General features: G+C 55.2%; 26 protein-coding genes. 10 read left to right on the plus strand and 16 right to left on the minus strand.

Annotated features, from left to right (window positions below; genetic code table 11):
* Positions 1 to 43: 43 nt before the first annotated feature.
* Positions 44 to 868: a xanthosine phosphorylase gene (gene xapA / locus HV242_RS16620; RefSeq protein WP_050737155.1), complete on the minus strand. Its 825-nt coding sequence runs from the start codon at positions 866 to 868 to the stop codon at positions 44 to 46.
* A gap of 207 nt (positions 869 to 1,075) precedes the next feature.
* Here xapA and HV242_RS16625 point away from each other — a divergent pair, with 207 nt between their 5' ends.
* Positions 1,076 to 1,417, plus strand: coding sequence for a FlxA-like family protein (locus HV242_RS16625; RefSeq protein WP_020883093.1), 342 nt, complete (start codon positions 1,076 to 1,078; stop codon positions 1,415 to 1,417).
* On the opposite strand, the gene HV242_RS16630 is transcribed toward HV242_RS16625, so the two are convergent.
* Positions 1,414 to 2,349 carry a LysR family transcriptional regulator gene (locus HV242_RS16630; protein WP_044868007.1) on the minus strand — a complete coding sequence of 312 codons (936 nt, stop codon included), beginning with the start codon at positions 2,347 to 2,349 and terminating at the stop codon, positions 1,414 to 1,416. The two genes, HV242_RS16625 and HV242_RS16630, sit on opposite strands and share 4 nt — an antisense overlap.
* An 89-nt stretch (positions 2,350 to 2,438) precedes the next feature.
* Between HV242_RS16630 and HV242_RS16635 the strand changes: the two genes are divergently transcribed.
* Positions 2,439 to 3,434 carry a bile acid:sodium symporter family protein gene (locus tag HV242_RS16635; protein WP_050737156.1) on the plus strand — a complete coding sequence of 332 codons (996 nt, stop codon included), beginning with the start codon at positions 2,439 to 2,441 and terminating at the stop codon, positions 3,432 to 3,434.
* Here the strand turns inward: HV242_RS16635 and HV242_RS16640 are convergent.
* The 3 genes from HV242_RS16640 to zipA form a co-directional block, all read right to left on the minus strand.
* The gene (locus HV242_RS16640; protein WP_014171082.1) at positions 3,431 to 3,646 is read right to left on the minus strand and encodes a DUF3820 family protein; all 216 of its coding nucleotides are present in this window, start codon (positions 3,644 to 3,646) and stop codon (positions 3,431 to 3,433) included. The genes HV242_RS16635 and HV242_RS16640 overlap by 4 nt on opposite strands.
* Position 3,647: 1 nt before the next feature.
* Complete coding sequence (gene ligA, locus HV242_RS16645; RefSeq protein WP_025203500.1) at positions 3,648 to 5,663, minus strand: NAD-dependent DNA ligase LigA; 2,016 nt, start codon at positions 5,661 to 5,663, stop codon at positions 3,648 to 3,650.
* 69 nt (positions 5,664 to 5,732) lie between these two features.
* On the minus strand, positions 5,733 to 6,701 hold the full coding sequence (gene zipA / locus HV242_RS16650) for a cell division protein ZipA (protein WP_181616796.1): 969 nt from the start codon (positions 6,699 to 6,701) through the stop codon (positions 5,733 to 5,735).
* 230 nt (positions 6,702 to 6,931) lie between these two features.
* On the opposite strand from zipA, the gene cysZ reads away from it, so the two are divergent.
* The 5 genes from cysZ to crr all read left to right on the plus strand — a co-directional run bounded on the left by cysZ (position 6,932) and on the right by crr (position 11,725).
* On the plus strand, positions 6,932 to 7,693 hold the full coding sequence (gene cysZ / locus HV242_RS16655) for a sulfate transporter CysZ (RefSeq protein ID WP_044857952.1): 762 nt from the start codon (positions 6,932 to 6,934) through the stop codon (positions 7,691 to 7,693).
* 163 nt (positions 7,694 to 7,856) lie between these two features.
* Positions 7,857 to 8,828 (plus strand): cysteine synthase A, encoded by a 972-nt coding sequence (cysK, locus tag HV242_RS16660; protein WP_020883087.1) that lies wholly within the window; start codon positions 7,857 to 7,859, stop codon positions 8,826 to 8,828.
* 317 nt (positions 8,829 to 9,145) lie between these two features.
* Positions 9,146 to 9,403 carry a phosphocarrier protein Hpr gene (gene ptsH / locus HV242_RS16665; RefSeq protein ID WP_000487600.1) on the plus strand — a complete coding sequence of 86 codons (258 nt, stop codon included), beginning with the start codon at positions 9,146 to 9,148 and terminating at the stop codon, positions 9,401 to 9,403.
* Positions 9,404 to 9,447: 44 nt separating this feature from the next.
* A complete protein-coding gene (gene ptsI / locus HV242_RS16670) occupies positions 9,448 to 11,175 on the plus strand; it encodes a phosphoenolpyruvate-protein phosphotransferase PtsI (RefSeq protein ID WP_014171087.1) in 1,728 nt (575 codons plus the stop codon).
* 40 nt (positions 11,176 to 11,215) lie between these two features.
* On the plus strand, positions 11,216 to 11,725 hold the full coding sequence (gene crr / locus HV242_RS16675; RefSeq protein ID WP_003861316.1) for a PTS glucose transporter subunit IIA: 510 nt from the start codon (positions 11,216 to 11,218) through the stop codon (positions 11,723 to 11,725).
* Positions 11,726 to 11,769: 44 nt separating this feature from the next.
* Here the strand turns inward: crr and pdxK are convergent, their stop codons facing one another.
* The 10 genes from pdxK to HV242_RS16725 all read right to left on the minus strand — a co-directional run bounded on the left by pdxK (position 11,770) and on the right by HV242_RS16725 (position 20,109).
* Positions 11,770 to 12,606, minus strand: a complete 837-nt coding sequence (gene pdxK / locus HV242_RS16680) for a pyridoxine/pyridoxal/pyridoxamine kinase (protein ID WP_063858281.1) — start codon at positions 12,604 to 12,606, stop codon at positions 11,770 to 11,772.
* A 5-nt stretch (positions 12,607 to 12,611) separates the two neighbouring features.
* A complete protein-coding gene (gene cysM / locus HV242_RS16685) occupies positions 12,612 to 13,523 on the minus strand; it encodes a cysteine synthase CysM (RefSeq protein ID WP_044866660.1) in 912 nt (303 codons plus the stop codon).
* 112 nt (positions 13,524 to 13,635) lie between these two features.
* A complete protein-coding gene (gene cysA, locus HV242_RS16690; RefSeq protein ID WP_014171090.1) occupies positions 13,636 to 14,730 on the minus strand; it encodes a sulfate/thiosulfate ABC transporter ATP-binding protein CysA in 1,095 nt (364 codons plus the stop codon).
* A complete protein-coding gene (gene cysW, locus HV242_RS16695) occupies positions 14,720 to 15,595 on the minus strand; it encodes a sulfate/thiosulfate ABC transporter permease CysW (protein WP_020883085.1) in 876 nt (291 codons plus the stop codon). Before cysW ends, cysA begins: the two co-directional genes overlap by 11 nt.
* Positions 15,595 to 16,428, minus strand: a complete 834-nt coding sequence (cysT, locus tag HV242_RS16700; RefSeq protein WP_020883084.1) for a sulfate/thiosulfate ABC transporter permease CysT — start codon at positions 16,426 to 16,428, stop codon at positions 15,595 to 15,597. The genes cysW and cysT overlap by 1 nt, the downstream gene beginning before the upstream one ends.
* Entirely contained in the window at positions 16,428 to 17,441 is a 1,014-nt protein-coding gene (locus tag HV242_RS16705; RefSeq protein ID WP_050737157.1) for a sulfate ABC transporter substrate-binding protein, read from the minus strand. The genes cysT and HV242_RS16705 overlap by 1 nt, the downstream gene beginning before the upstream one ends.
* 175 nt (positions 17,442 to 17,616) lie before the next feature.
* Positions 17,617 to 18,516: a Dyp-type peroxidase gene (locus HV242_RS16710; protein ID WP_063858280.1), complete on the minus strand. Its 900-nt coding sequence runs from the start codon at positions 18,514 to 18,516 to the stop codon at positions 17,617 to 17,619.
* Positions 18,517 to 18,608: 92 nt separating this feature from the next.
* Entirely contained in the window at positions 18,609 to 19,184 is a 576-nt protein-coding gene (locus HV242_RS16715) for an RpoE-regulated lipoprotein (protein WP_044866813.1), read from the minus strand.
* A gap of 63 nt (positions 19,185 to 19,247) precedes the next feature.
* Positions 19,248 to 19,697, minus strand: a complete 450-nt coding sequence (locus HV242_RS16720; protein ID WP_032678656.1) for a DUF2919 domain-containing protein — start codon at positions 19,695 to 19,697, stop codon at positions 19,248 to 19,250.
* The gene (locus HV242_RS16725; protein WP_020883079.1) at positions 19,684 to 20,109 is read right to left on the minus strand and encodes a GNAT family acetyltransferase; all 426 of its coding nucleotides are present in this window, start codon (positions 20,107 to 20,109) and stop codon (positions 19,684 to 19,686) included. The genes HV242_RS16720 and HV242_RS16725 overlap by 14 nt, the downstream gene beginning before the upstream one ends.
* A 212-nt stretch (positions 20,110 to 20,321) precedes the next feature.
* Here HV242_RS16725 and amiA point away from each other — a divergent pair, with 212 nt between their 5' ends.
* Positions 20,322 to 21,197: an N-acetylmuramoyl-L-alanine amidase AmiA gene (amiA, locus tag HV242_RS16730; RefSeq protein WP_014171098.1), complete on the plus strand. Its 876-nt coding sequence runs from the start codon at positions 20,322 to 20,324 to the stop codon at positions 21,195 to 21,197.
* Positions 21,197 to 22,096 (plus strand): oxygen-dependent coproporphyrinogen oxidase, encoded by a 900-nt coding sequence (gene hemF, locus HV242_RS16735; protein WP_025203494.1) that lies wholly within the window; start codon positions 21,197 to 21,199, stop codon positions 22,094 to 22,096. The genes amiA and hemF overlap by 1 nt, the downstream gene beginning before the upstream one ends.
* Positions 22,097 to 22,114: 18 nt before the next feature.
* Here the strand turns inward: hemF and maeB are convergent, their stop codons facing one another.
* Complete coding sequence (gene maeB, locus HV242_RS16740) at positions 22,115 to 24,394, minus strand: NADP-dependent oxaloacetate-decarboxylating malate dehydrogenase (RefSeq protein WP_014171100.1); 2,280 nt, start codon at positions 24,392 to 24,394, stop codon at positions 22,115 to 22,117.
* Positions 24,395 to 24,684: 290 nt separating this feature from the next.
* Here maeB and tal point away from each other — a divergent pair, with 290 nt between their 5' ends.
* Positions 24,685 to 25,635, plus strand: coding sequence for a transaldolase (gene tal, locus HV242_RS16745; RefSeq protein WP_014171101.1), 951 nt, complete (start codon positions 24,685 to 24,687; stop codon positions 25,633 to 25,635).
* Positions 25,636 to 25,652 lie beyond the last annotated feature (17 nt).

Raw genomic sequence — 25,652 nt, forward strand, 5'->3', positions numbered from 1 at the left:
CCTTATAGCAGAGTGGCCCTCACGGGCCACGGTGTTGTTTCGCTCAGGCAAGCTGGCGCAGAAAACCGCAGATAAGATTGATGAAGTTCTGGCGAGAGAGTTCGGCGGCGGCAAGTGTTTGTTCATGCGACAGTTTTACATCGCTCAAACCTTCAGCAAGGTTGGTTATGGCCGAAACGGCGACCACCTTCAGGCCACAGTGGCGCGCCGAGATCACTTCCGGCACCACTGACATTCCCACCACATCTCCGCCGATGATCTGCATCATGCGGATCTCAGCCGCGGTTTCGAAGTTAGGGCCTGGATAAGAGACAAACACCCCCTCATGCAATGGAAAGCCCTTCTCGCTCGCCACGGTCTGCAGCAGGGCACGGCAATCTGCATCATAAGCATTGGCCAGCGAGAAAAAACGGTCGCCAAAACGGTCATCGTTCAGCCCGACCATCGGGGTACCCGGCAGGGTGTTGATGTGGTCGCTGAGGGCAACCAGGCTTCCCGGTTCAACCTCCGGACGTAATGAACCGGCGGCATTGGTACTGAACAGCAGTTCGCAGCCCAGCAGTTTGAAGGTGCGGATTGCATCGGTCATGACGGCGATGCCGCGGCCCTCATAGAAGTGACCGCGCCCTTTCATGCAGGCGACCGGAACACCGGCAAGATGCCCCAACACCAGCTCACCGGCGTGACCGTGAACGGTGCTCACCGGGAAGCCCGGCAGTTTTTCATAGCTCAGTACCACAGCGTCAACAATCTGCTCGGCGAGCGCGCCAAGACCTGAGCCGAGAATAAACGCAACCCGCGGAGTGAAATCAGGTTTAGCGGCACGAATGATGTCGGCAGAGAACCAGGGATTATTCGAGAGGGTCATAAAAGCTCCTTGAGAATTAAGATCGCGATATCACCGATCGCATGACCTTAGTCTTATATCTGGAGCCTGCGGGTTACCTCCAATACACTTTCTCTGCACCATCAATACTGATTTGGTATCAATACCTTTCCCTGCCAGATATGGCAGTTTTGCTCAAGCTAATTGCGTTGGCGCCGATACCTCTGTTTTACAGCGAGAGGAAAAAGTATGACGACCATTCAGGCTACAACCCAGCCCATTCAAACCAGCGGTGGCGGGAGTCGTTCTTCCGGCGGCAACGATATCGCTGCCCAAATCAGCCGCATCACTGACAAGATAACCAAGCTGACTCAACAGCTAAAAGAGGTTGCGAACGGTTCCGGCAGTGCGGAAGAGAAGAAGAAGCAGCAGGAGCTTATCCAGGTGCAAATCAAAGTGCTGCAGGCACAGCTCGCACAGCTGCAGCGCCAGCAGGCGGAAGAAGCCCAGAAGAAACAAGAGCAAAGTCTGGTCAACGTGGAAGGTCCGAAGAACGCATCAGACAATCATCAAATAGACATCTACGTCTAACGCTCTGTTGAGTTAAACAGTGGATCGCGTATACGGGCCTCGGTTAATCGTTGCGCCTGGATACGCACCACTTCCCAGATAGCCTGCGCAGCCCCGGAGAGCGAACGGTTTTTTCGCCGTACCAGCATCAGTTTTCGCTCAATAGCAGGCGTCAGTCGCTTCACGACCAGACGGCTTCCCTGCGGCAAAGGGAGCGCCAGGGCGGGTAATACACTGATCCCTATGCCGGCCTCCACCATGGGAAACAGCGTTGCCGGGTGTCCAATCTCCTGCACAATGGTCGCCTCAACGCCCTGCGTCACCAGCGCAGAATCAATCAGCGGACGACTACCTGAGGCATAATCCTGTAATACCAGGTTCGCTCCCTGCAGCGCCTGCCAGTGAACAGACGGCTGCGCGGCTAGCGGATCGTCGTCCCGGCAAAGCAACAGAAATGGCTCAGACAGCACAATTTCACACTCCAGGTCACTCACCTGACCGGGATCGATAACAATACCAAAATCCACATCACCCTGACGGATGCTCTCCAGCACCCATTGCTGCGGCCTGTCATGCAAAACAAAATCGATATCCGGATAGCGATGATTACCCTCTGCAATACACTGCGGGATAAGGTGCGCGGATATCGTCTGGCTGGCCGCAACCCGTACGGTACCCGACAGCTGCTGCCCCAGTCGACCTACATCTCTGAGCGTACTGTTGAGTTCGTCCAGCAGCCGTTCAAGGCGCTGAGCCAACTGCTGTCCGGCTTCCGTGAGCACGACTTCACGCGTTGTGCGATCAAGCAACCGGACACCCGTCTGGCTCTCCAGCTCTTTCACGCTGTGGCTTACCGCGGACTGGCTCAGGCCGATGATCTCCCCTGCCCGACTGAAGCTGCGGGCATGGGCTACGGTGACGAAGATGCGAAGCTGGCGTAAGGAATAATTCATCTTTTTAATTCATGAATGGATGCAATAAATCAATTTTATTTCTCAAACGGAAAAAAGCACAATAACGATATCTGTTTTCAGGAGTCATTATGAAACTATTTCGTATTCTTGATCCGTTTACGCTTACTCTGGTTGTCACGGTATTACTGGCCTCCTTCTTCCCCGCGCGGGGCGGGTTCGTTCCTTTTTTTGAAGGACTGACGACCGCGGCCATCGCGCTGTTGTTCTTTATGCACGGCGCAAAGCTCTCGCGCGAAGCCATTATTGCGGGGGGGAGCCACTGGCGACTGCACCTGTGGGTGATGTGCAGCACGTTCATCCTCTTCCCTGTACTCGGCGTGCTATTCGCATGGTGGGCGCCGGTGAATGTCGACCCGGCCCTTTATACCGGCTTCCTGTATCTGTGCATTTTGCCGGCCACCGTGCAGTCCGCTATCGCGTTTACCTCTCTGGCGGGCGGTAACGTCGCAGCCGCAGTCTGTTCAGCGTCGGCATCCAGCCTGTTAGGGATTTTCGTTTCGCCGCTGCTGGTGGGTCTGCTGATGAACATGCACGGCGCGGAAGGTAACCTGGAACAGGTAGGTAAAATCTGTCTGCAGCTGCTGCTGCCGTTTGTGCTGGGTCATCTCTCTCGTCCGTGGACGGGCGCGTTTGTTGCAAAGCACAAAAAATGGATCTCAAAAACCGACCAGTCATCGATTCTGCTGGTGGTCTATTCAGCCTTCAGTGAAGCGGTTGTGAATGGCATCTGGCATAAGGTGGGCGCAGGCTCGCTGCTGTTTATCGTGGTGGTCAGCCTTGTTCTGCTGGCGATTGTGATTGCCGTAAACGTCTTTGTGGCCCGCAAGTGCGGCTTCAACAAAGCCGATGAAATTACCATTGTCTTCTGTGGCTCGAAGAAGAGCCTGGCGAACGGCATTCCTATGGCAAACATTCTCTTCCCGACCTCAATGATAGGGATGATGGTACTGCCGCTGATGATTTTCCATCAGATCCAGCTGATGGTCTGCGCGGTGCTGGCACGTCGTTACAAACGCCAGACGGAAAAACTGGCGCAGGAAGAGACCCGCGCCGCGAAAGCTTAAGGACGTTTCAGGGGCTGGACCAACTGCGTCAGCCCCTCGGTTTTAATCAGTAACGTGATAGCCATCAGCTCACCCAGTCGTCCGGCCGGGAACCCATCTTTGCGGGCAAACCACAGCAAATAATCTTCCGGTAAATCAATCAGCCTGCGGCCCTTATATTTACCGAATGGCATCTCCGTGTTGGCGATCTCAACGAGCTGCTCTTTCTCCACGTTACTCTCCTAACAGGCGCATCATTTCCGCTTCGTCGATAACCTCAATGCCCAGCTCCTGAGCTTTAGCAAGCTTCGAACCGGCGGCTTCCCCGGCAATAACCAGGTCGGTTTTCTTCGACACGCTGCCTGCCACTTTTGCGCCCAGCGCAACCAGTCGTGCTTTAGCATCATCACGGGAAAGCTGGCTCAGGCTGCCGGTCAGAACGACCGTTTTGCCGGCAAACGGGCTGTCGATCTCGTCAGCGTTGACCACGACCGGAGCCGGCCATCTGATGCCCTCTTCCAGCAGCTTGCCGATCACCTCGCGGTTGCTCTCTTCGGCAAAGAAGTTAAAGACATGCGTCGCGACGACAATCCCCACGTCCGGGACTCTCTGCAGCTCGTCAATACTCGCTTTTTCCAGAGCTTCCAGCGTACCGAAATACGCCGCCAGCCCCGCCGCTGTGGCTTCGCCCACTTCGCGAATACCGAGCGCATAAAGGAATCGGGCAAAGGTTGTCTCTTTGGCAGCATCCAGGGCATTAACCACATTCTGGGCCGACTTAGGTCCCATGCGATCAAGACCCGTGAGTTTACCCGCGGTCAGTTTGAAGAGATCTGCAGGCGTATGAACATATTCTTTCTCTACCAGCTGATCGATAATTTTGTCGCCCATTCCGTCGACGTCCATCGCCCGACGGGAAACGAAGTGCTTCAGTGACTCTTTACGTTGTGCCCCGCAGATTAAGCCCCCCGTACAGCGAGCCACCGCTTCACCTTCAACGCGCTCAACGTCAGATCCGCATACCGGGCAATGCGTCGGGAACACGATGGCGCGCGTATCGTCAGGACGCTCTGACTCAACCACGTTCACCACCTGCGGGATAACATCGCCCGCGCGACGAATCACCACTTTGTCACCAATGCGCAGGCCAAGACGTTCAATTTCATCGGCGTTATGCAGCGTGGCGTTACTCACCAGCACGCCGGCAACCTGCACCGGCTCCAGACGGGCAACCGGGGTAATTGCGCCCGTACGGCCCACCTGGAACTCCACGTCACGGACAAAGGTCATCTGCTCCTGCGCCGGGAATTTAAACGCCACTGCCCAGCGTGGCGCGCGCGCCACAAAGCCTAACTGCTCCTGCAGCGCAAGTGAGTTAACCTTGATAACCACGCCATCAATATCAAAACCAAGCGTCGGGCGGTCTTCTTCCACTTTGTGGTAGAACGCCAGCACGGCTTCCGGGGAGTCGCACAGCTGAACACGGTTACTCACCGGCAGGCCCCACGCTTTAAACTGCAATAAACGTCCGAGATGGGTATCCGGCAGTTCACCGCCTTCCAGAATCCCGACGCCATAGCAGAAGAAAGTAAGCGGTCGCTTCGCGGTGATACGGGGATCAAGCTGGCGCAGGGAGCCTGCCGCCGCATTACGCGGGTTAGCAAACACTTTCCCGCCGGTACGGCGCGCCTCTTCGTTGATTTTCTCGAAGCCCGCCTGCGGGAGGAATACTTCACCGCGCACTTCCAGTCGGGCTGGAATATTATCCCCTTGCAGCTTCAGCGGGATCGCACGGATGGTGCGTACGTTGGTGGTAATGTCTTCACCCGTCGTACCATCACCCCGCGTCGCGGCACGCACCAGCACACCGTTTTCATAGAGAAGGCTGACCGCCAGACCATCCAGCTTCAACTCGCAGCACCAGGTCAGGGAGTCGCTGCTTTTGAGGCGATCCTGCACGCGCTTGTTAAACGCGAGGAAGCTCTCTTCATCAAAGACGTTATCCAGAGACAACATTGGGACTTCATGACGTACCTGACTGAAAGCACCCAGCGGCTCCGCGCCCACGCGCTGCGTGGGTGAGTCGGGCGTAATCAATTCCGGGTGCTGCGCCTCTAGCTCGCGCAGCTCGCGCATCAGACGGTCATACTCCGCATCCGGCACTTCCGGCGCGTCCATAACATGATAGAGGTATTCATGATGGCGAAGCGTGGTTCGCAGTTCAGTGAGTTGTTGTTCGATTGAGTCCATATCACACCATCAATGAGAAAAAACCCCCGACATGCGGGGGTTGAGGAGGAGTCGATGTAAACGCGATGATTACGCGTTGGCTTCCTTAACTTCGCGGATGCGGTCCTGATACTCGCGCAGTTTCTGCGGCGTCATCATACGACGCTGATCGTCGAGCACCACACCACCGACTTCGTCAGCAATGTGCTGTGCGGACTGCAGCATCAGCTTAAAGTTTTGCAGTTCATCACCGTAGGACGGCACCTGCATGAAGATAGTGACACCCGGCGTCACGAAATCACCGGTCATTTCCGGGTCAAAGGTGCCAGGGTTGACCATATTGGCCAGGCTAAACAGCGCCGGACCGCTACCGTCAGGACTCAGGTGACGATGGAAAATATTCATGTCGCCAAACTTGAAGCCTGCCTGTTGAATGCTGTTAAGCAGGACATCGCCATTCAGGTGGGTGCCATGATGCGCAGCCACGTTCATGATGATGACCGCTTCTTTACGCTGCGGTTTTTCAACAACCGGTTCTGGCTCAACGAGCGGGGCCGGCGCAGGCTGAGGTGCAGGCTGCACGTGAACAGGCTGCTGCGGTTGGTGTACCGGCTGTGCAGGCTGTTGTGGCGCGGGTTGCTGCACAGGCTGTTGCTGAACCGGCTGTGGCGCAGCAGGCTGCTGATGGACAGGCTGTTGCGGCGGCTGACGCACCGGCTCTTCTCCAGGCTGCGGCGCCTGCTGGCGCGGCTGTGCAGAAGCATACGGCGGTTGATACTGGTGCTGCGGAGGCTGACGAGGGGCTTCATGCTCCCCATGAGCCGCGCCGGGCGCAGTATTGACCCGATGAACACGAACTTCACCCACGCCGTCGTCGTCGCTTCCGTCGATGTCATTTTCACTGTCATCGTCATCACGACTGGACTTCATGCGCTTCAGTGGGCGATCGCGAAACATAGAGGAACGCTCTTTACGGCTGGTCCAGAAACCATGTACCAGTAAAGCGATTATGGCGATCGCGCCAACAATGATTAATATCAGACGCAAATCCTGCATCATTATATTCTCTGTTGTTCTAACACCTTGCCACCACGGCAAACATTTACTCACTAAGAGTATTTGCCGTTTACGTCAAGTGCAAGTGTGTGCAGAGCATTCACAGCATAAAGATGAACTAAATCGTGCTTTTTGCTGTTTTTTCGAACATTTCCGAACTGGTCATTGGTCCGTAAGTGGATAATATAGGCGGGCAATTCCACTGGTTGTGAAAAAAGGAGTACAGCCTGGTTATGGTTTCAACATCATCTTCTCCCCCGCGCAGCGGCGTCTGGTATTTTTCTCAGGGCTGGAAACTGGTCTCACTGCCGGGGATTCGTCGCTACGTCATTCTGCCGTTGCTGATTAACATTATCCTGATGGGCGGCGCGTTCTGGTGGCTGTTCACCAGACTGGAGAGCTGGATCCCTTCGCTGATGAGCCATGTGCCGGACTGGCTGCAGTGGCTGAACTACCTGCTCTGGCCGGTAGCGGTCATCTCCGTGCTGCTGGTGTTCGGCTACTTCTTCTCGACGATTGCAAACTGGATAGCTGCGCCGTTTAACGGCCTGCTGGCAGAACAGCTGGAAGCACGTCTTACCGGCGCAACGCCGCCGGATACGGGCATGCTGGGGATCATGAAAGATCTCCCACGCATCATGAAGCGCGAATGGCAGAAGTTTGCCTGGTATCTTCCCCGCGCCATTGTGCTGCTTATCCTTTATTTTGTCCCTGGCGTCGGTCAGACGGTGGCCCCGGTGCTGTGGTTCCTGTTCAGCGCCTGGATGCTGGCAATCCAGTACTGCGATTATCCGTTCGATAACCACAAGGTGCCGTTCAAAACGATGCGCAGCGCCCTGCGCACGCAAAAAGTCGCGAATATGCAGTTCGGGGCGCTGACCAGTCTGTTCACCATGATCCCGGTGCTCAACCTGTTCATCATGCCGGTCGCCGTTTGCGGCGCAACGGCGATGTGGGTTGACTGCTACCGTGCTAAGCACGCGTTATGGAAGTAATGCAAAAATGTGTAAAAAGGGGGTGGCTTATGCCGCCCCTTATTCCATACTGATCCCCATTATTTCCTTGCAGTATATAGATATGCGAATTCCTTACTTCCCCCTACCTGTTCAACAGGTATGCTGGGACGGTATCCCAATTTCATACAGTTAAGGACAGGCCATGAGTAAGATTTATGAAGACAACTCGCTGACTATCGGTCATACGCCCCTGGTTCGACTGAACCGTATCGGTAATGGACGCATTCTGGCGAAGGTCGAATCACGTAACCCGAGCTTCAGCGTGAAGTGCCGTATCGGTGCAAATATGATTTGGGATGCTGAAAAACGTGGCGTGCTGAAGCCAGGCGTTGAGCTGGTTGAACCAACCAGCGGTAACACCGGTATCGCACTGGCCTATGTTGCGGCGGCGCGCGGTTATAAACTGACGCTGACCATGCCTGAAACTATGAGCATCGAACGTCGCAAACTGCTGAAAGCGCTGGGCGCGAACCTGGTGCTGACCGAAGGTGCCAAAGGCATGAAGGGTGCGATTCAGAAAGCAGAAGAGATTGTCGCCAGCGATCCGGCGAAATATCTGCTGCTGCAGCAGTTCAGCAACCCGGCGAACCCGGAAATTCACGAAAAGACCACCGGCCCGGAAATTTGGGAAGATACCGACGGTCAGGTTGATGTATTTATCTCCGGTGTAGGCACCGGCGGAACCCTGACTGGCGTGTCGCGCTATATAAAAGGCACAAAAGGTAAAAAAGACCTGATCACCGTTGCCGTGGAACCAACCGACTCACCGGTGATCACCCAGGCGCTGGCGGGCGAAGAGATCAAACCCGGCCCACATAAAATTCAGGGTATCGGTGCCGGCTTCATTCCGGGCAACCTGGATCTGAAGCTTATTGATAAAGTGGTGACCATCACCAACGAAGAAGCTATCTCTACCGCACGTCGTCTGATGGACGAGGAAGGTATTCTGGCGGGCATCTCTTCCGGTGCTGCTGTTGCGGCAGCGCTCAAACTTCAGGAAGACGAGGCCTTTACCAATAAGAATATTGTGGTTATCCTGCCTTCATCGGGTGAGCGTTACTTGAGCACCGCACTGTTTGCCGATCTGTTCACTGAAAAAGAACTGCAACAGTAATGCCAGCATGTTAATAACGCGTAAAAAAGCACCTTTTTGGGTGCTTTTTTGTGGCCTGCTTCAAAGTTTTACCCCTCCTGGCATTGATTCACCCCGTTGGGTCTGGTATTTAAACCAGCAATTATTTTGATGCGTGAAATTAATCAGTGAACGAAATAGCCTTGCTGAATCGATTTTATGATTTGGTTCAAGTCTTGCTTTCGCTGCATAATGTTTAATGACGATCGAAACGTCAGCGCTAACAATACAGGCTAAAGTTAAGTCGCCAGGCTAGACTTTAGTTCCACAACACTAAACCTATAAGTTGGGGAAATACAATGTTCCAGCAAGAAGTTACCATTACCGCTCCGAACGGTCTGCACACCCGCCCTGCTGCTCAGTTTGTTAAAGAAGCGAAAGGCTTCACTTCTGAAATCACTGTGACTTCCAACGGCAAAAGCGCCAGCGCAAAAAGCCTGTTCAAACTGCAGACTCTGGGTCTGACTCAGGGTACCGTTGTCACCATCTCTGCTGAAGGTGAAGACGAGCAGAAAGCAGTTGAGCATCTGGTAAAACTGATGGCTGAGCTCGAGTAAGTTTCCGGGTTCTTTTAAATATCAGTCACAAGTAAGGTAGGGTTATGATTTCAGGCATTTTAGCATCCCCGGGTATCGCTTTCGGCAAAGCACTGCTGCTGAAAGAAGACGAGATCGTCATCGACCGGAAAAAAATTTCTGCCGACAAGGTTGATCAGGAAGTTGAACGTTTTCTGAGCGGTCGTGCCAAGGCATCTGCGCAACTGGAAGCAATCAAGACTAAAGCTGGCGAAACTTTCGGTGAAGAAAAAGAAGCCATCTTCGAAGGGCACATCATGCTGCTCGAAGATGAGGAGCTGGAGCAGGAAATCATAGCCCTGATTAAAGATAAAAGCATGACGGCAGACGCTGCTGCGCATGAAGTTATCGAAGGTCAGGCAACTGCCCTGGAAGAACTGGATGATGAATACCTGAAAGAACGTGCGGCTGACGTACGTGACATCGGTAAGCGCCTGCTGCGCAACATCCTGGGTCTGGCCATTATCGACCTGAGCGCTATTCAGGATGAAGTCATCCTGGTTGCCGCCGATCTGACCCCGTCTGAAACCGCACAGTTGAACCTGAAAAAGGTCCTCGGTTTCATCACTGACGCGGGCGGCCGTACCTCCCACACCTCTATCATGGCGCGTTCTCTGGAACTGCCTGCCATTGTGGGTACCGGTAGCGTCACCTCTCAGGTTAAAAACGACGATTATCTGATTCTGGATGCCGTAAACAACGTGGTTTACGTCAACCCAACTAACGAAGAGATCGAAAAACTGCGCGCGGTTCAGGAGCAAGTTGCGACTGAAAAAGCGGAACTCGCTAAGCTGAAAGACCTGCCAGCCATCACTCTGGACGGTCATCAGGTTGAAGTGTGCGCAAACATCGGTACCGTACGTGACGTCGATGGCGCTGAGCGCAACGGCGCGGAAGGTGTGGGTCTCTATCGTACTGAATTCCTGTTCATGGACCGTGACGCGCTGCCAACTGAAGAAGAACAGTTTGCTGCGTACAAAGCTGTTGCTGAAGCGTGTGGCTCTCAGGCGGTTATCGTCCGTACCATGGATATCGGTGGCGACAAAGAGCTGCCGTACATGAACTTCCCGAAAGAAGAGAACCCGTTCCTGGGCTGGCGTGCGATTCGTATCGCGATGGATCGTAAAGAGATCCTGCGCGATCAGGTTCGCGCTATCCTGCGTGCGTCTGCTTTCGGTAAACTGCGCATCATGTTCCCGATGATCATCTCTGTTGAAGAAGTGCGTGCACTGAAGAAAGAGATCGAAATCTACAAACAGGAACTGCGCGACGAAGGTAAAGCATTTGACGAGTCAATTGAGATCGGCGTGATGGTGGAAACACCTGCGGCGGCGACCATTGCGCGTCATTTAGCCAAAGAAGTTGATTTCTTTAGTATCGGTACCAATGATTTAACGCAGTACACCCTGGCAGTTGACCGTGGTAATGATATGATTTCACATCTCTACCAGCCAATGTCACCGTCCGTACTGAACTTGATCAAGCAAGTTATTGATGCTTCTCATGCAGAAGGTAAATGGACTGGCATGTGTGGTGAGCTTGCAGGCGACGAACGTGCTACACTTCTGTTGCTGGGTATGGGTCTGGACGAATTCTCTATGAGCGCCATTTCCATCCCGCGCATTAAGAAGATTATCCGTAACACGAACTTCGAAGATGCGAAGGTGTTAGCAGAGCAGGCTCTTGCTCAACCGACAACGGACGAGTTAATGACGCTGGTTAACAAGTTCATTGAAGAAAAAACAATCTGCTAATCCACGAGATGCGGCCCAAATTACTGCTTAGGAGAAGATCATGGGTTTGTTCGATAAACTGAAATCTCTGGTTTCTGATGATAAGAAAGACTCCGGAACTATTGAGATTGTTGCTCCGCTCTCCGGCGAGATCGTCAACATCGAAGACGTGCCGGATGTAGTGTTTGCTGAGAAAATCGTTGGTGATGGCATTGCTATCAAACCAACTGGCAACAAAATGGTTGCTCCAGTTGACGGCACCATCGGTAAAATTTTTGAAACCAACCATGCGTTCTCTATCGAATCTGATAGCGGTATCGAACTGTTCGTTCACTTCGGTATCGACACCGTTGAACTGAAAGGCGAAGGCTTCAAACGTATCGCGGAAGAAGGCCAGCGTGTTAAAGTTGGCGACCCGGTCATTGAATTCGATCTGCCACTGCTGGAAGAAAAAGCCAAGTCTACCCTGACGCCGGTTGTTATCTCCAACATGGACGAAATCAAAGAACTGATCAAACTGTCTGGCAGCGTCACCGTGGGTGAAACCCCGGTTATCCGCATCAAGAAGTAATTCTTGCCGCACAGAAAAATGGCGCCTTCGGGCGCCATTTTTGTTTATGCGGGCAGGATAAGCTCGTCGTAGCCTTTCGACTGCGTATAAATCATCACATCTGTGACGCGGTCTCCGGCCATGCGAATCGCATCGGCAACGGTTTTGCCCTCAACGATCCCGCTTACCAGCTCTGAACAGAAGAGATCGCCCGTGCCTTTCAGGTCCGTTTCAACACGCGGATGCGCACTGACGGTCACACCGTCTCGGGTAACCAGCACCACGTGAATATTCTCCGGATCGTCCGCCACCGGCGCACTGGTAATGGCCACCCATTTCAGCGTGTCGGAAAGTAACCCCTGCGCTGCCGCTATGGCACTTTCAGGCGTACGACACGGTTTACCGCTTAACACTTCCAGCTCAAAGACGTTAGGCGTGATCCCCTGCGCCAGTGGCAGCAGGTACTCCCGATACGCCTCAGGGATATCAGGTTTCACATACATCCCACTGTCAATATCGCCAACAACGGGGTCAACCAACACCAGCAGGTCAGGATGCTGCGCTTTGATCGTGGTGAGCCACTGCGCCAGGCATTTTATCTGGCTGGCGCTGCCCATGTAGCCCGTGGTAACGGCTTTAAGCTCGCGCAGGATCTCGCGCTCTTCCAGCGCCTTAAGATACCCGCTGAACCATTCATCGGGGATCACGCCGCCGTAAAAGGTATCGTAGTGCGGCGTGTTGCTGAACAGCACGGTCGGCACGGCGGTGACGGTCAGCCGGTGGGTACGAATGTTCGGCACCGCAATGCTGTTCCCCACGCTGCCGTAAACCACCTGCGACTGTACCGCGACAATATCGGTTTGCTGCGCCCGGGTGTTATCCCGGAATAAAATCATCTCCATGACGCTTAAATCCCCGCCCCCTGCGTATAACTCTCTTCACCAAAGACGCCGGTAGAAAGATAGCGATCGCCGCGGTCGCAGATAATCGCCACCACGACAGCCCCGGGATGTGCCTGCGCAACACGCAATGCTCCCGCTACCGAGCCACCCGAGCTGACCCCGCAGAAGATACCTTCACGCACGGCCAGTTCACGCATCGTATTCTCCGCCTCGCGTTGATGAATATCCAGCACCTGATCCACCAGCTGGGCGTTATAAATGCCCGGCATGTATTCCGCCGGCCAGCGGCGAATACCCGGTATGCTGCTCCCCTCTTCCGGCTGCAGACCCACAATCGTTACCGCCTTTTCCTGCTCGCGCAGAAAACGGGATACGCCGGTAATGGTCCCTGTCGTGCCCATGCTGGAGACGAAGTGAGTGATGCGCCCGTTGGTCTGCTGCCAGATTTCCGGACCGGTAGTGGTGTAGTGAGCGTACGGGTTATCCGGGTTATTAAACTGATCGAGCAGTTTGCCTTCACCGCGTTCGGCCATGGCTAGCGCCAGGTCGCGCGCCCCTTCCATCCCCTCTTCTTTAGAGACCAGAATCAGTTCAGCACCATAGGCGCGCATCGCCGCACGGCGCTCCTGGCTCATGTTATCGGGCATCAGCAACGTCATGCGATAGCCTTTCAGCGCGGCAATCATTGCCAGCGCAATACCGGTGTTACCGCTGGTGGCTTCAATCAGCACGTCGCCGGGCTGAATTTCACCGCGTTTCTCGGCCTGCACAATCATGGACAATGCAGCCCGGTCCTTCACCGAACCGGCAGGGTTATTGCCTTCGAGTTTGACCCAGATTTCGCTGCCGTTGTCCGGCCCCATGCGCTGAAGTTTGACCAGAGGGGTGTTGCCGATGGTGTGTTCTAATGTGTTCAAGATCGCTGTCCAATAAAAAGCCCGGTGGCGCGCAGCGCTCCGGGCATACGGAGATCATATTCCAGACCGGCTAAGCGCAGCGCCTCCGGCCAAACTACGTGTCATTAACCTATCAGGCTGACTCCGCCAGAGCAATATCCTCGCGCGTCTCTATGCGCTCATTGCCATGATAAATACGGGCATGCTGCAGCCCAACAAACAGGCGTTCGCCCCGGTACGGCGGCTCGTCATCACGCATCACCACCGTCAGCGGCTCGGTATACCAGCCCAGCGGTTGTACCACCAATTGGGTGTAGTGCCCTTTAGGGCTAGCTTCCAGCACCTGCACCGGCAGCGGTGAATCCAGACTCGTTCGGCGGCTCACGTCCACTTCCCAGGGACGCAGGAACAGATCGACCGGCCCCTGATGTGCGGAGGTGTATCCCAGCGGCCAGCGGTGTGCACCCACGTGGAATTGCCCACCGCGGATGGTGCCCTGAAGCCGGTTAACTTCACCCATAAACTCGAGGACAAATCGGGTTGCCGGTTCACGCCAGAGCTGCTCTGGCTCATCAACCTGTTCGATGTTCCCCTGGCTCATCACCACCACGCGGTCCGCGACTTCCATCGCCTCTTCCTGATCGTGGGTGACGAAGACGCTGGTGAACTTCAGTTCTTCATGCAGCTGACGCAGCCAGCGGCGTAACTCTTTACGCACCTGCGCATCCAGCGCGCCAAACGGCTCATCCAGCAGCAGAATTTGCGGCTCAACGGCCAGGGCCCGCGCCAGCGCGACGCGCTGCTTCTGGCCGCCGGAAAGCTGCGCCGGGAAGCGGTCAGCCAGATGCGCAAGCTGTACCATCTCCAGCAGTTTGGTCACTTTCGCTTTGATGGTGGCCGCATCCGGACGCTCGCGGCGAGGCAGGACGGTCAGACCGAAAGCGATGTTATCGAACACGGTCATATGGCGGAACAGCGCGTAATGCTGGAACACAAAGCCCACTTTACGGTCGCGGGCGTGCAAACGGCTTACGTCGGTACCGTGAAAACGAATATGTCCGCTGGTCTGATGCTCAAGCCCGGCGATAATGCGCAGCAGCGTGGTTTTACCCGAGCCAGACGGCCCGAGCAGTGCCACCATTTGTCCGGAAGGGATATCCAGCGAGATATCATTCAGCACCTGGGTGCGACCAAAAGACTTCTTAATATTGGCAATCTCAATGCTCATGATTTCCCTCCTGGTGCTGACGTTTTTCCTGGTTCTCTAAACGCCACTGCACCACACTCTTCAAAAACAGGGTCAAAATCGCCATCAGCGTCAGTAACGCTGCGGCAGTAAAGGAACCGACGGTGTTGTAGTCCTGTTCCAGTAATTCAATTTGTAACGGTAACGACAGCGTTTCGCCGCGGATGGAGCCCGAGACGACCGAAACTGCACCGAACTCGCCAATGGCGCGGGCATTGGTCAGCACGACGCCGTAGAGCAGCGCCCAGCGAATATTCGGCAGCGTCACGCGGCGGAACATCTGCCAGCCGGATGCGCCCAGCAGAATTGCCGCTTCGTCTTCATTGCTGCCCTGGCTTAACATCACCGGGACCAGTTCGCGCACCACAAACGGACAGGTTACAAACACCGTGACCAGCACCATGCCCGGCCAGGCAAACATGACCTGCAGGTTATGCTCATCCAGCCAGCCGCCCAGCGGGCCGTTAGAGCCGTAGAAGAGCAGATAAACCAGACCGGCCACTACCGGCGACACGGCAAACGGGATATCCAGCAGGGTCAGCAGCAGCTGACGTCCCGGGAAGTTAAAGCGCGTTACCAGCCAGGCCAGCAGCGTACCGAACACCAGGTTGACCGGCACCGTGATAAGCGCAATCAGGACGGTCAGCCAGATGGCGTGCAGCATATCCGGGTTCGCCAGGTTTTCCAGCGCGGGCATCAACCCCTTGCTGAACGCCTGAACAAAAATATAAATCGTCGGCACGACGAGAATGAAGGCGGACACCAGCACGCCCGTACCAATCAGAAACCATTTTCCCCAGTTGATACGGGGAGCATCGTATCGCTTCAATTGAGTAACTTCCGCCATCAGTGACCTACCACGCGTCGACCAAAGCGACTTTGCAGAGTGTTAATTGAGTAGAGCAGCAGCAGCGATGCGGCAAGAATGACCGAGGCAATCGCGCTCGCCGCCGGGTAATCAAACTCCTGCAAGCGGATAAAAATCATCAGCGAGGTGACTTCGGTTTTCCACGCAATGTTCCCGGCAATGAAAATAACCGCGCCGAACTCACCGAGGCTACGGGTAAACGACAGCGCGATACCGGCCAGCAGCGCCGGAGAAAGCTCAGGCAGGACGACCTTGCGGAAGCTCTGCCAGCGCGTGGCACCCAGCGTTTCCGCCGCTTCTTCGTATTCAGGGCCTAACTCTTCGAGCACTGGCTGCACGGTGCGTACAACAAAAGGAATGCTGGTAAAGGCCATCGCGACCGCGATACCGAGCCAGGTATAGGTCACTTTGATATCAAGTTTTGCCAGCCACTCACCGTAAAACCCGTTCACGGAAAAGAGCGAGGCAAGGGTTAACCCCGCCACCGCCGTCGGCAGCGCAAACGGCAGGTCCATTAACGCGTCGAGCAGCGTACGGCCCGGGAAACGGTAGCGGGTTAAGATCCACGCCATCAGCAGGCCAAAGGCCCCGTTAAAAATGGACGCCACAAACGCCGACAGCAGCGTCACTTTATAGGCTGCGACGACCTGCGGGTTGGTTATCACTTCCCAGTACTGCGCCCAGCTCATTTGCGCAAGCTGCATCACCAGCGCGCTGAGCGGCAACAATAAGATCAGGCAGACGAACAACAGGCTGGTCCCAAGGCTTAAGGTAAAGCCCGGCAGCACACGTCTGGTAGAGACTGCAAACATTACTTACGCCCCGCCGCCAGCAATTTGTCTAACTCACCGCCGCTGGCAAAATGCGTTTTCATGACATCAGGCCAGGAGCCGAAATGGTCTTCCACGCGGAACAGCTCGGTCTGCGGGAATTTATCCTTCAGTTTGTTCATCACATCCGGGTTATTCACGCGGTAGTAGTAATCGGTAATGATCGTCTGCGCCTGTGGGCTGTACAGGTAGTTGAGGTAAGCTTTTGCCGCTTTCTCTGTGCCGTTGGACTGCACGTTTTTATCTACCCACGCTACCGGGAACTCGGCGAGGATATTGGTTTTCGGGATAACGACCTCGAAGCCCTGCGCGTCGTACTGTTTGCGGATATTATTCACTTCCGACTCAAAGCTGATCAGCACATCGCCCAGGCCGCGCTCTGCAAAGGTTGTGGTCGCGCCGCGACCGCCGGTATCAAACACCTCGACGTTTTTCAGGAACTGGGTCATGAACTGCTCGGTTTTCGCTTTATCGTTACCGTCAGCTTTGTCCGCCGCGCCCCACGCTGCCAGATAGGTATAGCGCGCGTTACCGGAGGTTTTTGGATTCGGGAAAATCAGCTTCACGTCGGAACGCACCAGGTCATTCCAGTCGTGGATATTTTTCGGGTTGCCCTTACGCACCAGGAAACCCATGGTGGAGTAGAACGGCGAGCTGTTGTTCGGCAAACGACTCTGCCAGTCAGCGGCGATCAGTTTGCCTTTGTCGTGCAGGATCTGCACGTCAGTGACCTGGTTATAGGTCACCACATCCGCTTTCAGCCCCTGGAGAATGGCCAGCGCCTGCTTGGACGACCCTGCGTGTGACTGTTTAATGGTCAGCTTGTCGCCGTTGTTGTCTTTCGCCCACTGCTGTTCAAACGGTGGGTTAAGGGCGGCAAACAGCTCGCGGGAAACATCATACGAACTGTTCAGCAGCTCATTAGCCTGCGCCTGTGCCACCAGCAGCAAACCTGCCAGTGCCAGCGATCCTTTTTTCAGTACAGTAACGGCCATTGCGCACCCTTATAAATGTGATGACTATCTTATAGTCATAATATTTATAACGAGGACGAAAGGAGTAACGGTTTTATATACCGTTTGGTGATTTACAAGCAGAAAAGAGAATAAGGGTGCAGCCCGTCGTGGTCCGCACCCCAGCCCTCTCCGTGCGGGAGAGGGTGGACAGCACTTACAGCGCCAGCAGACGCTCGACGGACGGGGCGAAGTAGTAGCCGCCGGTCACCGGTTTGGTGAAGCGCAGCATGGCGTCACGCTTGCCGTCGGTATCGCCAAACATGCTCAGCAGTTGCTGTTCGATGTTATGCAGGCGCGCGCAGTACGCACAGAAGTAAAGACCGTGGGTACCGCTTGCTGTGCCGTATGGCAGGCTCTGGCGAACAATCTTCAGACCTTTCCCGTCTTCCTTAAGGTCAACGCGGCTCAGGTGAGAGGTGACAGGACGGGCATCGCCGTCGATCTCTTCGTTGGTCTCTTTCGTACGGCCAATCATCATCTCCTGGTCATGCACGCTCATGCGGTTCAGCTGCTTGAGGTTGTGCTCCCAGCGCTGGACGAACACATAGCTGCCGCCCGCGTCGACGCCGTCTTTGATCACTGCCACTTCACGACGCGTCTCTTCACCCGCCGGGTTTTCAGTTCCGTCAACGAAGCCGCTCAGGTCGCGTTCTTCCACCCAACGGAAACCGTGGATCTCTTCCTGAACGTCAATGCTGTCACCAAAAGCCGCAACCGCCGCCTGGGCAACGGAGAAGTTCACATCATGACGCAGCGAGAGAATGTGGATCAGCACGTCGAACTGCGTTGCGGGCGCCAGGCCTTTACCGTAAGGGATAAAATCCTTCAGCTCTTCGGCGCCTTCGCCACCGCTCAGTTGACGCCAGACGTTATGACCAAAGGCAACGACCGCGCCCAGATGGGCATCCGGGAATTTGGCCTGGAAGGTGGCCAGCTTATCAACGAACGCTTTACTGGCCGCACGCAGGGCATCCACATCCCCTTTAACATTGGCTTCAATCCAAATCGCCGCGCGGCAATGTTCTGGCAAAATGCCACTCTGAACCTGAGACATCGCTCCTCCTGAAATAAAGATGCCACGTCAGCGTGGCATTGATGGCGGCTATTATACCCGTATTTCAGCGAGACGGTTTGTCCAGGCGCAAATTACTGCTTCCAGATAATTTTGCTCACTTTCCAGCTTTTCAGCGTGTCGTCAGATGGCATTAAACCTTCCGGACCACTCCAGGTACCGGTGAAGAGATAGCTGATATGCTGGCTGCCCTGCGCTTTACATTCCACCGCCACGCCGTCGTCAGACGGGGCACTGGTGCAGTTGCCGAAGGCCTGTTTATAGAGTTCGCTAAACGGGGTTCCCACTTTCACACCGCTTTCGGTTGGGATGTCGTCGTCCATCACAGCAATGCGGTTTACCGTGCCTTTATCACCGTTAATCACCAGCGCCAGCGTGTCACCCTTCAGCGCTTCGAAATAACGCACGATATTGCCGTTTTCTGTTTTCATGCCGCTGCGCAGGCGATAACCGCCACCCAGAGCATCCTGAAGGGTGTCCTGATCCAGTGCCGTCGCGGCGGTAATTTTCCCCACGCCCTGCTCGGTCACTTCCGTTGAAGAGCCAAACCAGTTCCACGGATAGGCCGCAGACCAGTTAATTGATGAGAGCGTTGAACAGCCGGTTAACGCCAGCGGGAGAGCGCATAAAAGTAAACGCAGCGATTTCATTGAAACGTCCTTACGTGTTAAATCAACGCTTGTTGGAGTGCGGTATCGGCAAAAAGTGCCAGGTTAATCTTCCTGATGCGTAAAACAGGCGCGAAGGCGGGGATTCGTCAGCAGCCACAGCAGCGCCACGATATCCGCCACGACCAGCGCAATACCGATCCCCGTAAGCGGTTCACCGCTCCACCAGAGCACCGGTTGCCAGACGAGCAGCGCAAGCTGAGCGAGGATCAGCAGCCAGCGAAGCGCACCCCACAGGCGCGGGATCGTATGCCGTCGCCCGCTGCATAAAAACGCCATCACTGCCGGCACGCCCGGTAGCAAGCCGAGCCAGAAGGCATCGTGATCGGGATAAAAGAGCGTCAGAAGCGTATCGCCCTGCCCGCGCGACGCGGCGGCCATCACAAACAGCACCCAGGTACGGGCCTGCAGCAGCAGAACGCACCAGAACAAAAAGGGCAGCCTGACACGCCCTTGCGCATCATAATCTGCCGGATGGATCTCAGTACTCTTCATCTTCTATCAGGCGCTTACCTAAGCTCAGTACGTCCGCATGTTCATAACCCAGGCGTTCATACATGCCCAGCACCACGTCGTTATCTTCCCGCACCATGATCTGAATCTTCGGGCAGCCGCGGGCAATGAGTTTCTTTTCCAGCCGATTGAGCAGCGCATTGGCGATGCCGCGCGCACGAAATTCCGGGTGCACGCCCAGATAATAGGCCGAGCCGCGATGGCCGTCGTACCCGCCCATCACTGTTCCCACCACCTCGCCGTTGACTTCTGCCACCAGAAACAGACTGACGTCATGATTCAGCTTACGTTCAATATCCATTTCCGGATCGTTCCACGGACGCAGCAGATCGCAGCGCTCCCAAAGGGTGATCACCTCTTCGAAATCTTCCTGGCGAAAAACGCGTATCTCCATGGTATTAACCGCCTTTTCGGGTTTAAAAACAGTGATTATGGCGTGAACATCGCGTTTAGCCAATAACCGGGGAAAAACTCGCCAAAATTTGGCATAATGTCACTTTGTCACGTATTGAAATGAAAAGTAAAACAATTCTCAATAAGGACTGTCGTAACGCTAATCACGATACGATATAACACCAGGACCCCAATTTTTACAATTCAGGCCGCATGAGCACATTCAAACCATTAAAAGCACTCACATCGCGTCGTCAGGTTCTCAAAGCGGGGCTGGCGGCCTTAACGTTAACGGGCATCGCACAGCAGGCTCAGGCTAAAGAAGAGAGCACGCTCAAAACCAGTAACGGACACAGTAAACCGAAATCGAAAAAGCCGGGCGCGAAGCGTCTGGTCATGCTGGACCCCGGTCACGGCGGAATTGATACCGGCGCTATTGGTAAAAACGGTGCGAAAGAAAAGCATGTCGTGTTAGCGATTGCAAAAAATGTGCGCGCAATTTTACGCAGCAATGGCATTGACGCCCGCCTGACGCGTTCTGGCGACACGTTTATTCCGCTGTACGACCGCGTAGAGATCGCCCACCAGCACGGTGCCGATCTGTTTATGTCGATTCACGCGGACGGTTTTACCAACCCGTCGGCGGCGGGGGCTTCGGTGTTCGCCCTCTCCAACCGTGGGGCGAGTAGCGCCATGGCGAAATATCTCTCCGATCGTGAAAACCGGGCGGATGAGGTTGCGGGGAAAAAAGCCACCGACAAAGATCATCTCTTACAGCAGGTGCTGTTTGACCTCGTTCAGACGGACACCATTAAAAACAGCCTGACGCTCGGCTCGCATATTCTGAAGAAGATTAAACCGGTGCATCGCCTGCACAGCAGGAGCACCGAACAGGCGGCGTTCGTGGTGCTTAAGTCGCCATCAATTCCGTCCGTGCTGGTGGAGACGTCGTTCATCACCAACCCGGAGGAAGAGCGCCTGCTCGGCACCACCGCGTTTCGCCAGAAGATCGCCAACGCCATCGCCTCAGGCATAATCAGTTACTTCAACTGGTTCGATAACCAGAAAGCGCACTCCAGGAAACGTTGATGAAACCCAATGCACAGCTGGTAAAAACATTCCTGCTGCAGCTGCAGGATGAGATTTGCCAGAAACTGGCCGCCGCAGATGGCGGTGAATTTCAGGAAGATAGCTGGCAGCGCGAAGCCGGTGGCGGCGGACGCAGCCGCGTGCTGCGTAACGGTGGCATCTTTGAGCAGGCTGGCGTCAATTTTTCCCACGTCCACGGAGACGCGATGCCCGCTTCCGCCACGGCCCATCGACCAGAACTGGCAGGCCGCAGCTTCGAAGCAATGGGCGTATCGCTGGTGGTTCATCCGCACAACCCGTATGTGCCGACCAGCCATGCCAACGTGCGCTTTTTCATTGCTGAAAAACCCGGGGCCGATCCGGTCTGGTGGTTTGGCGGCGGTTTTGACTTAACGCCCTACTACGGGTTTGAAGAAGATGCCGTGCACTGGCACACCACCGCACGCGATCTCTGTCAGCCGTTTGGGGATGACATCTACCCGAAATTTAAAAAATGGTGCGATGACTATTTTTATCTGAAGCACCGCGATGAGCAGCGCGGCATTGGCGGGCTGTTCTTTGACGATCTCAACACGCCAGATTTTGATACCGCGTTCAGCTTTATGCGGGCGGTAGGTGAAGGGTATACCGGGGCCTATCTGCCGATCGTGGCGCGACGTAAAGATACCGACTACGGCGTGCGCGAGCGCGAGTTCCAGCTTTACCGCCGCGGGCGCTACGTAGAGTTCAACCTGGTATGGGATCGCGGCACGCTGTTTGGCCTGCAGACCGGCGGGCGCACGGAGTCCATTTTGATGTCGATGCCGCCGCTGGTTCGCTGGGAGTACAGCTACGAGCCAAAAGAAGGCAGCCCGGAGGCTGCCCTGAAAGACTTTATTACGATTCGGGACTGGGTGTAATACCGGCAGGCGCAGCGCTTACAGCGGCTGCGTCTGCGCTTCAACCACCGCCAGTGCCACCATATTCACGATACGACGCACCGAAGCAATCGGCGTCAACACGTGCACTGGCTTCGCCACGCCCATCAGCACCGGTCCTACGGTGACCCCTTCAGAGCTGGAGACACGCAGCAGGTTGTAGCTGATGCGGGCCGCTTCCACGTTCGGCATAATCAGCACGTTTGCAGAACCTTTCAGCGGGCTGTCCGGCATGCGTTCGTTACGAATGCTCTCCACCAGCGCAGCATCACCGTGCATCTCGCCGTCAATCATCAGTTCCGGCGCACGCTGACGAACCAGCTCCAGCGTCTGGCGCATTTTGCACGCCGCCGCTGATTTTGACGAACCGAAGTTGGAGTGCGACAGCAGCGCTACCTTCGGTTCAATACCAAAGCGACGCACGGTTTCTGCCGCCATCACGGTGATCTCCGCCAGCTCTTCCGGGCTCGGATCGTCGTTGACGTAGGTGTCGGCAATAAAGGTGTTGCCGCTTGGTAGCAGCAGCGCGTTCATCGCCCCGGCGGTGTGGACCCCTTCGCGATAGCCGAAGATCTCCTGCACCACGCTGAAGTGCTCGTGGTAATCACCGATCGTGCCGCAGATCAACGCATCCGCTTCACCGCGGTGGACCATGATCGCCCCGATCACCGTGGTGTTGCTGATCACGGCCTTTTGCGCCTGCTCCTGGGTGATCCCGCGACGTTTCATGATCGCGTAGTATTCGTTCCAGTACTCTTTAAAGCGCGGATCGGATTCGTTATTAACGATCTCAAAATCCACACCCGCTTTGATCTGCAGCCCCAGCTTTTGAATACGCATTTCGATAACGCTCGGACGACCAATCAGGATTGGCTTCGCCAGACCTAAGGTGATCAGCTCCTGCGTGGCATGCAGAACGCGCGCCTCTTCCCCTTCCGCCAGCACCACGCGTTTCGCGTCGGCACGCGCCTGGGAGAAAATGGGCTTCATAAACAGGTTGGTTTTGTAGACAAACTCGGTGAGCTTATCGACGTAAGCATCGAAATCTTTGATAGGGCGCGTCGCCACGCCGGAGTCCATTGCCGCCTTAGCAACCGCCGGGGCGATTTTGACAATCAGACGCGGGTCGAATGGTTTTGGAATGATGTAGTCCGGGCCAAAGCTCAGATCCTGGTCACCATATGCCGAGGCGACCACTTCGCTCTGCTCGGCGTGCGCCAGTTCCGCAATAGCATGAACGGCCGCGAGCTTCATCTCTTCGTTGATCGCCGTCGCGCCCACGTCCAGCGCCCCGCGGAAGATGAACGGGAAGCAGAGAACGTTGTTCACCTGGTTCGGGTAATCGGAACGACCTGTACAGATAATGGCATCTTCACGCACGGCTTTTGCCAGCGGCGGCAGAATTTCCGGTTCCGGGTTTGCCAGCGCCAGAATCATTGGCGCACGCGCCATTTTCTTCACCATCTCCTGGGTCAGCACTTTCGGGCCTGAACAGCCAAGGAAGATATCCGCGCCGTCAATCACGTCCTCCAGCGTGCGTTTACCGTCGTCTTCTACCGCGTAGGCCGCTTTGGTTTCCGCCATGTTCGGCTCACGGTCCTTGTAGATAACGCCTTTGGAGTCGCAGACCACAATGTTGTGCTTCTGCATGCCCAGCGCCACCAGCAGGTTCATACAGGCGATTGCCGCCGCGCCTGCGCCGGAGACCACCATACGCACGTCAGAGAGATTTTTCTCAACCACACGCAGACCGTTCAGAATGGCCGCGGTGCTGATAATCGCAGTACCGTGCTGGTCATCATGGAACACGGGAATGTTCATACGCTCGCGCAGTTTCTGCTCGATATAGAAACATTCCGGCGCTTTGATGTCTTCGAGGTTGATCCCACCGAAGGTCGGTTCCAGCGCGGCAACCACGTTGATGAATTTATCAGGATCGAGCTCATCCACTTCGATATCGAACACGTCAATACCGGCAAATTTCTTGAACAGAACGCCCTTGCCTTCCATCACGGGCTTACCGGCCAGCGCACCAATATTGCCTAATCCCAGCACCGCCGTCCCGTTAGAGATCACGGCGACCAGGTTGCCACGCGCGGTATATTTATAGGCTGCCAGCGGATCTTTTTCGATTTCGAGGCACGGCGCCGCGACGCCGGGCGAGTAGGCCAGCGCCAGATCGCGCTGAGTCGCCAGCGGTTTTGTCGGGGAGACCTGAATTTTACCTGGGACAGGGAACTCGTGGAAATCGAGAGCACTCTGTTTTAACTGATCATCCATCTTATTTTTCCTTTCACGTATCGGTCAAAAGGGTGACGTTTGCGATCCTGAAGCACACCCTGGTGTGCCGCCTAGTATCGCCGCAGGCAGCCACATAAACTTTGAAGGCTGCCAAACTCTCACCATTGCAGAATAAAAATTGTTATCAATTTATAACAGCCATGTTACCCGTCTCAGAAAGCAATGCCTCCCCCGTCTGCTATGCTTTTTTGTTAAGTCCATCATGATTTTCGCAGAAGTGTGAACTAACGCACTCGAGTAACTCTTTTATTTCCAAGGAGTAATTATTTATGAACCAACTAGACGGCATCAAACAATTCACTACCGTGGTCGCCGACAGCGGTGATATCGAGTCGATTCGCCACTATCAGCCCGAAGATGCGACCACTAACCCTTCGCTGCTGCTCAAAGCGGCCGGTCTTGCTCATTTTAGTCATCTGATTGATGACGCTATCGACTACGGTAAACAGCGCGGTAAAACACAGGAGCAGCAGGTCGCCGAAGCGAGCGACAAGCTGGCCGTTAATTTCGGTGCGGAAATTCTGAAAAGCATCCCGGGACGCGTCTCTACCGAAGTGGACGCCCGCCTCTCCTTCGACCAGGAGAAGAGCATCACGAAAGCCCGCCGCCTGGTTGAGCTCTACCAGGAGCAGGGCATCGATAAATCGCGCATTCTGATTAAGCTGGCCTCAACCTGGGAAGGGATCCGTGCGGCGGAAGTTCTGGAAAAAGAGGGGATCCATTGCAACCTGACGCTGCTGTTCTCCTTTGCGCAGGCGCGCGCCTGTGCCGAAGCCGGCGTCTTCCTGGTATCTCCGTTCGTCGGGCGAATCTATGACTGGTATCAGGCTAAACAGCCGATGGATCCGTACGTGGTGGATGAGGACCCGGGCGTGAAATCGGTGCGTAATATCTACGACTATTACAAACAGCACCGCTACGAAACCATCGTGATGGGCGCCAGCTTCCGCCGTACCGAGCAGATCCTCGCCCTGGCAGGCTGTGACCGCCTGACCATCTCCCCTAACCTGCTTAAAGAGCTGCAGGACAAAGAGGAGACGGTTATCCGCAAACTGGTGCCCACATCAACCGTCCTCCCCAAACCTAAAGCCATGACCGAAGCGGAATTCCGCTGGGAGCACAATCAGGACGCAATGGCCGTCGAAAAACTGGCGGAAGGCATCCGCCTGTTCGCCGTCGACCAGCGCAAACTTGAAGATCTTCTTGCCGCCAAACTTTAACCTTGCCACGGAGTGAA

Source organism: Enterobacter sp. RHBSTW-00593 (assembly GCF_013784105.1).
In the GTDB taxonomy this organism is placed as follows: Bacteria; Pseudomonadota; Gammaproteobacteria; order Enterobacterales; family Enterobacteriaceae; genus Enterobacter; species Enterobacter ludwigii.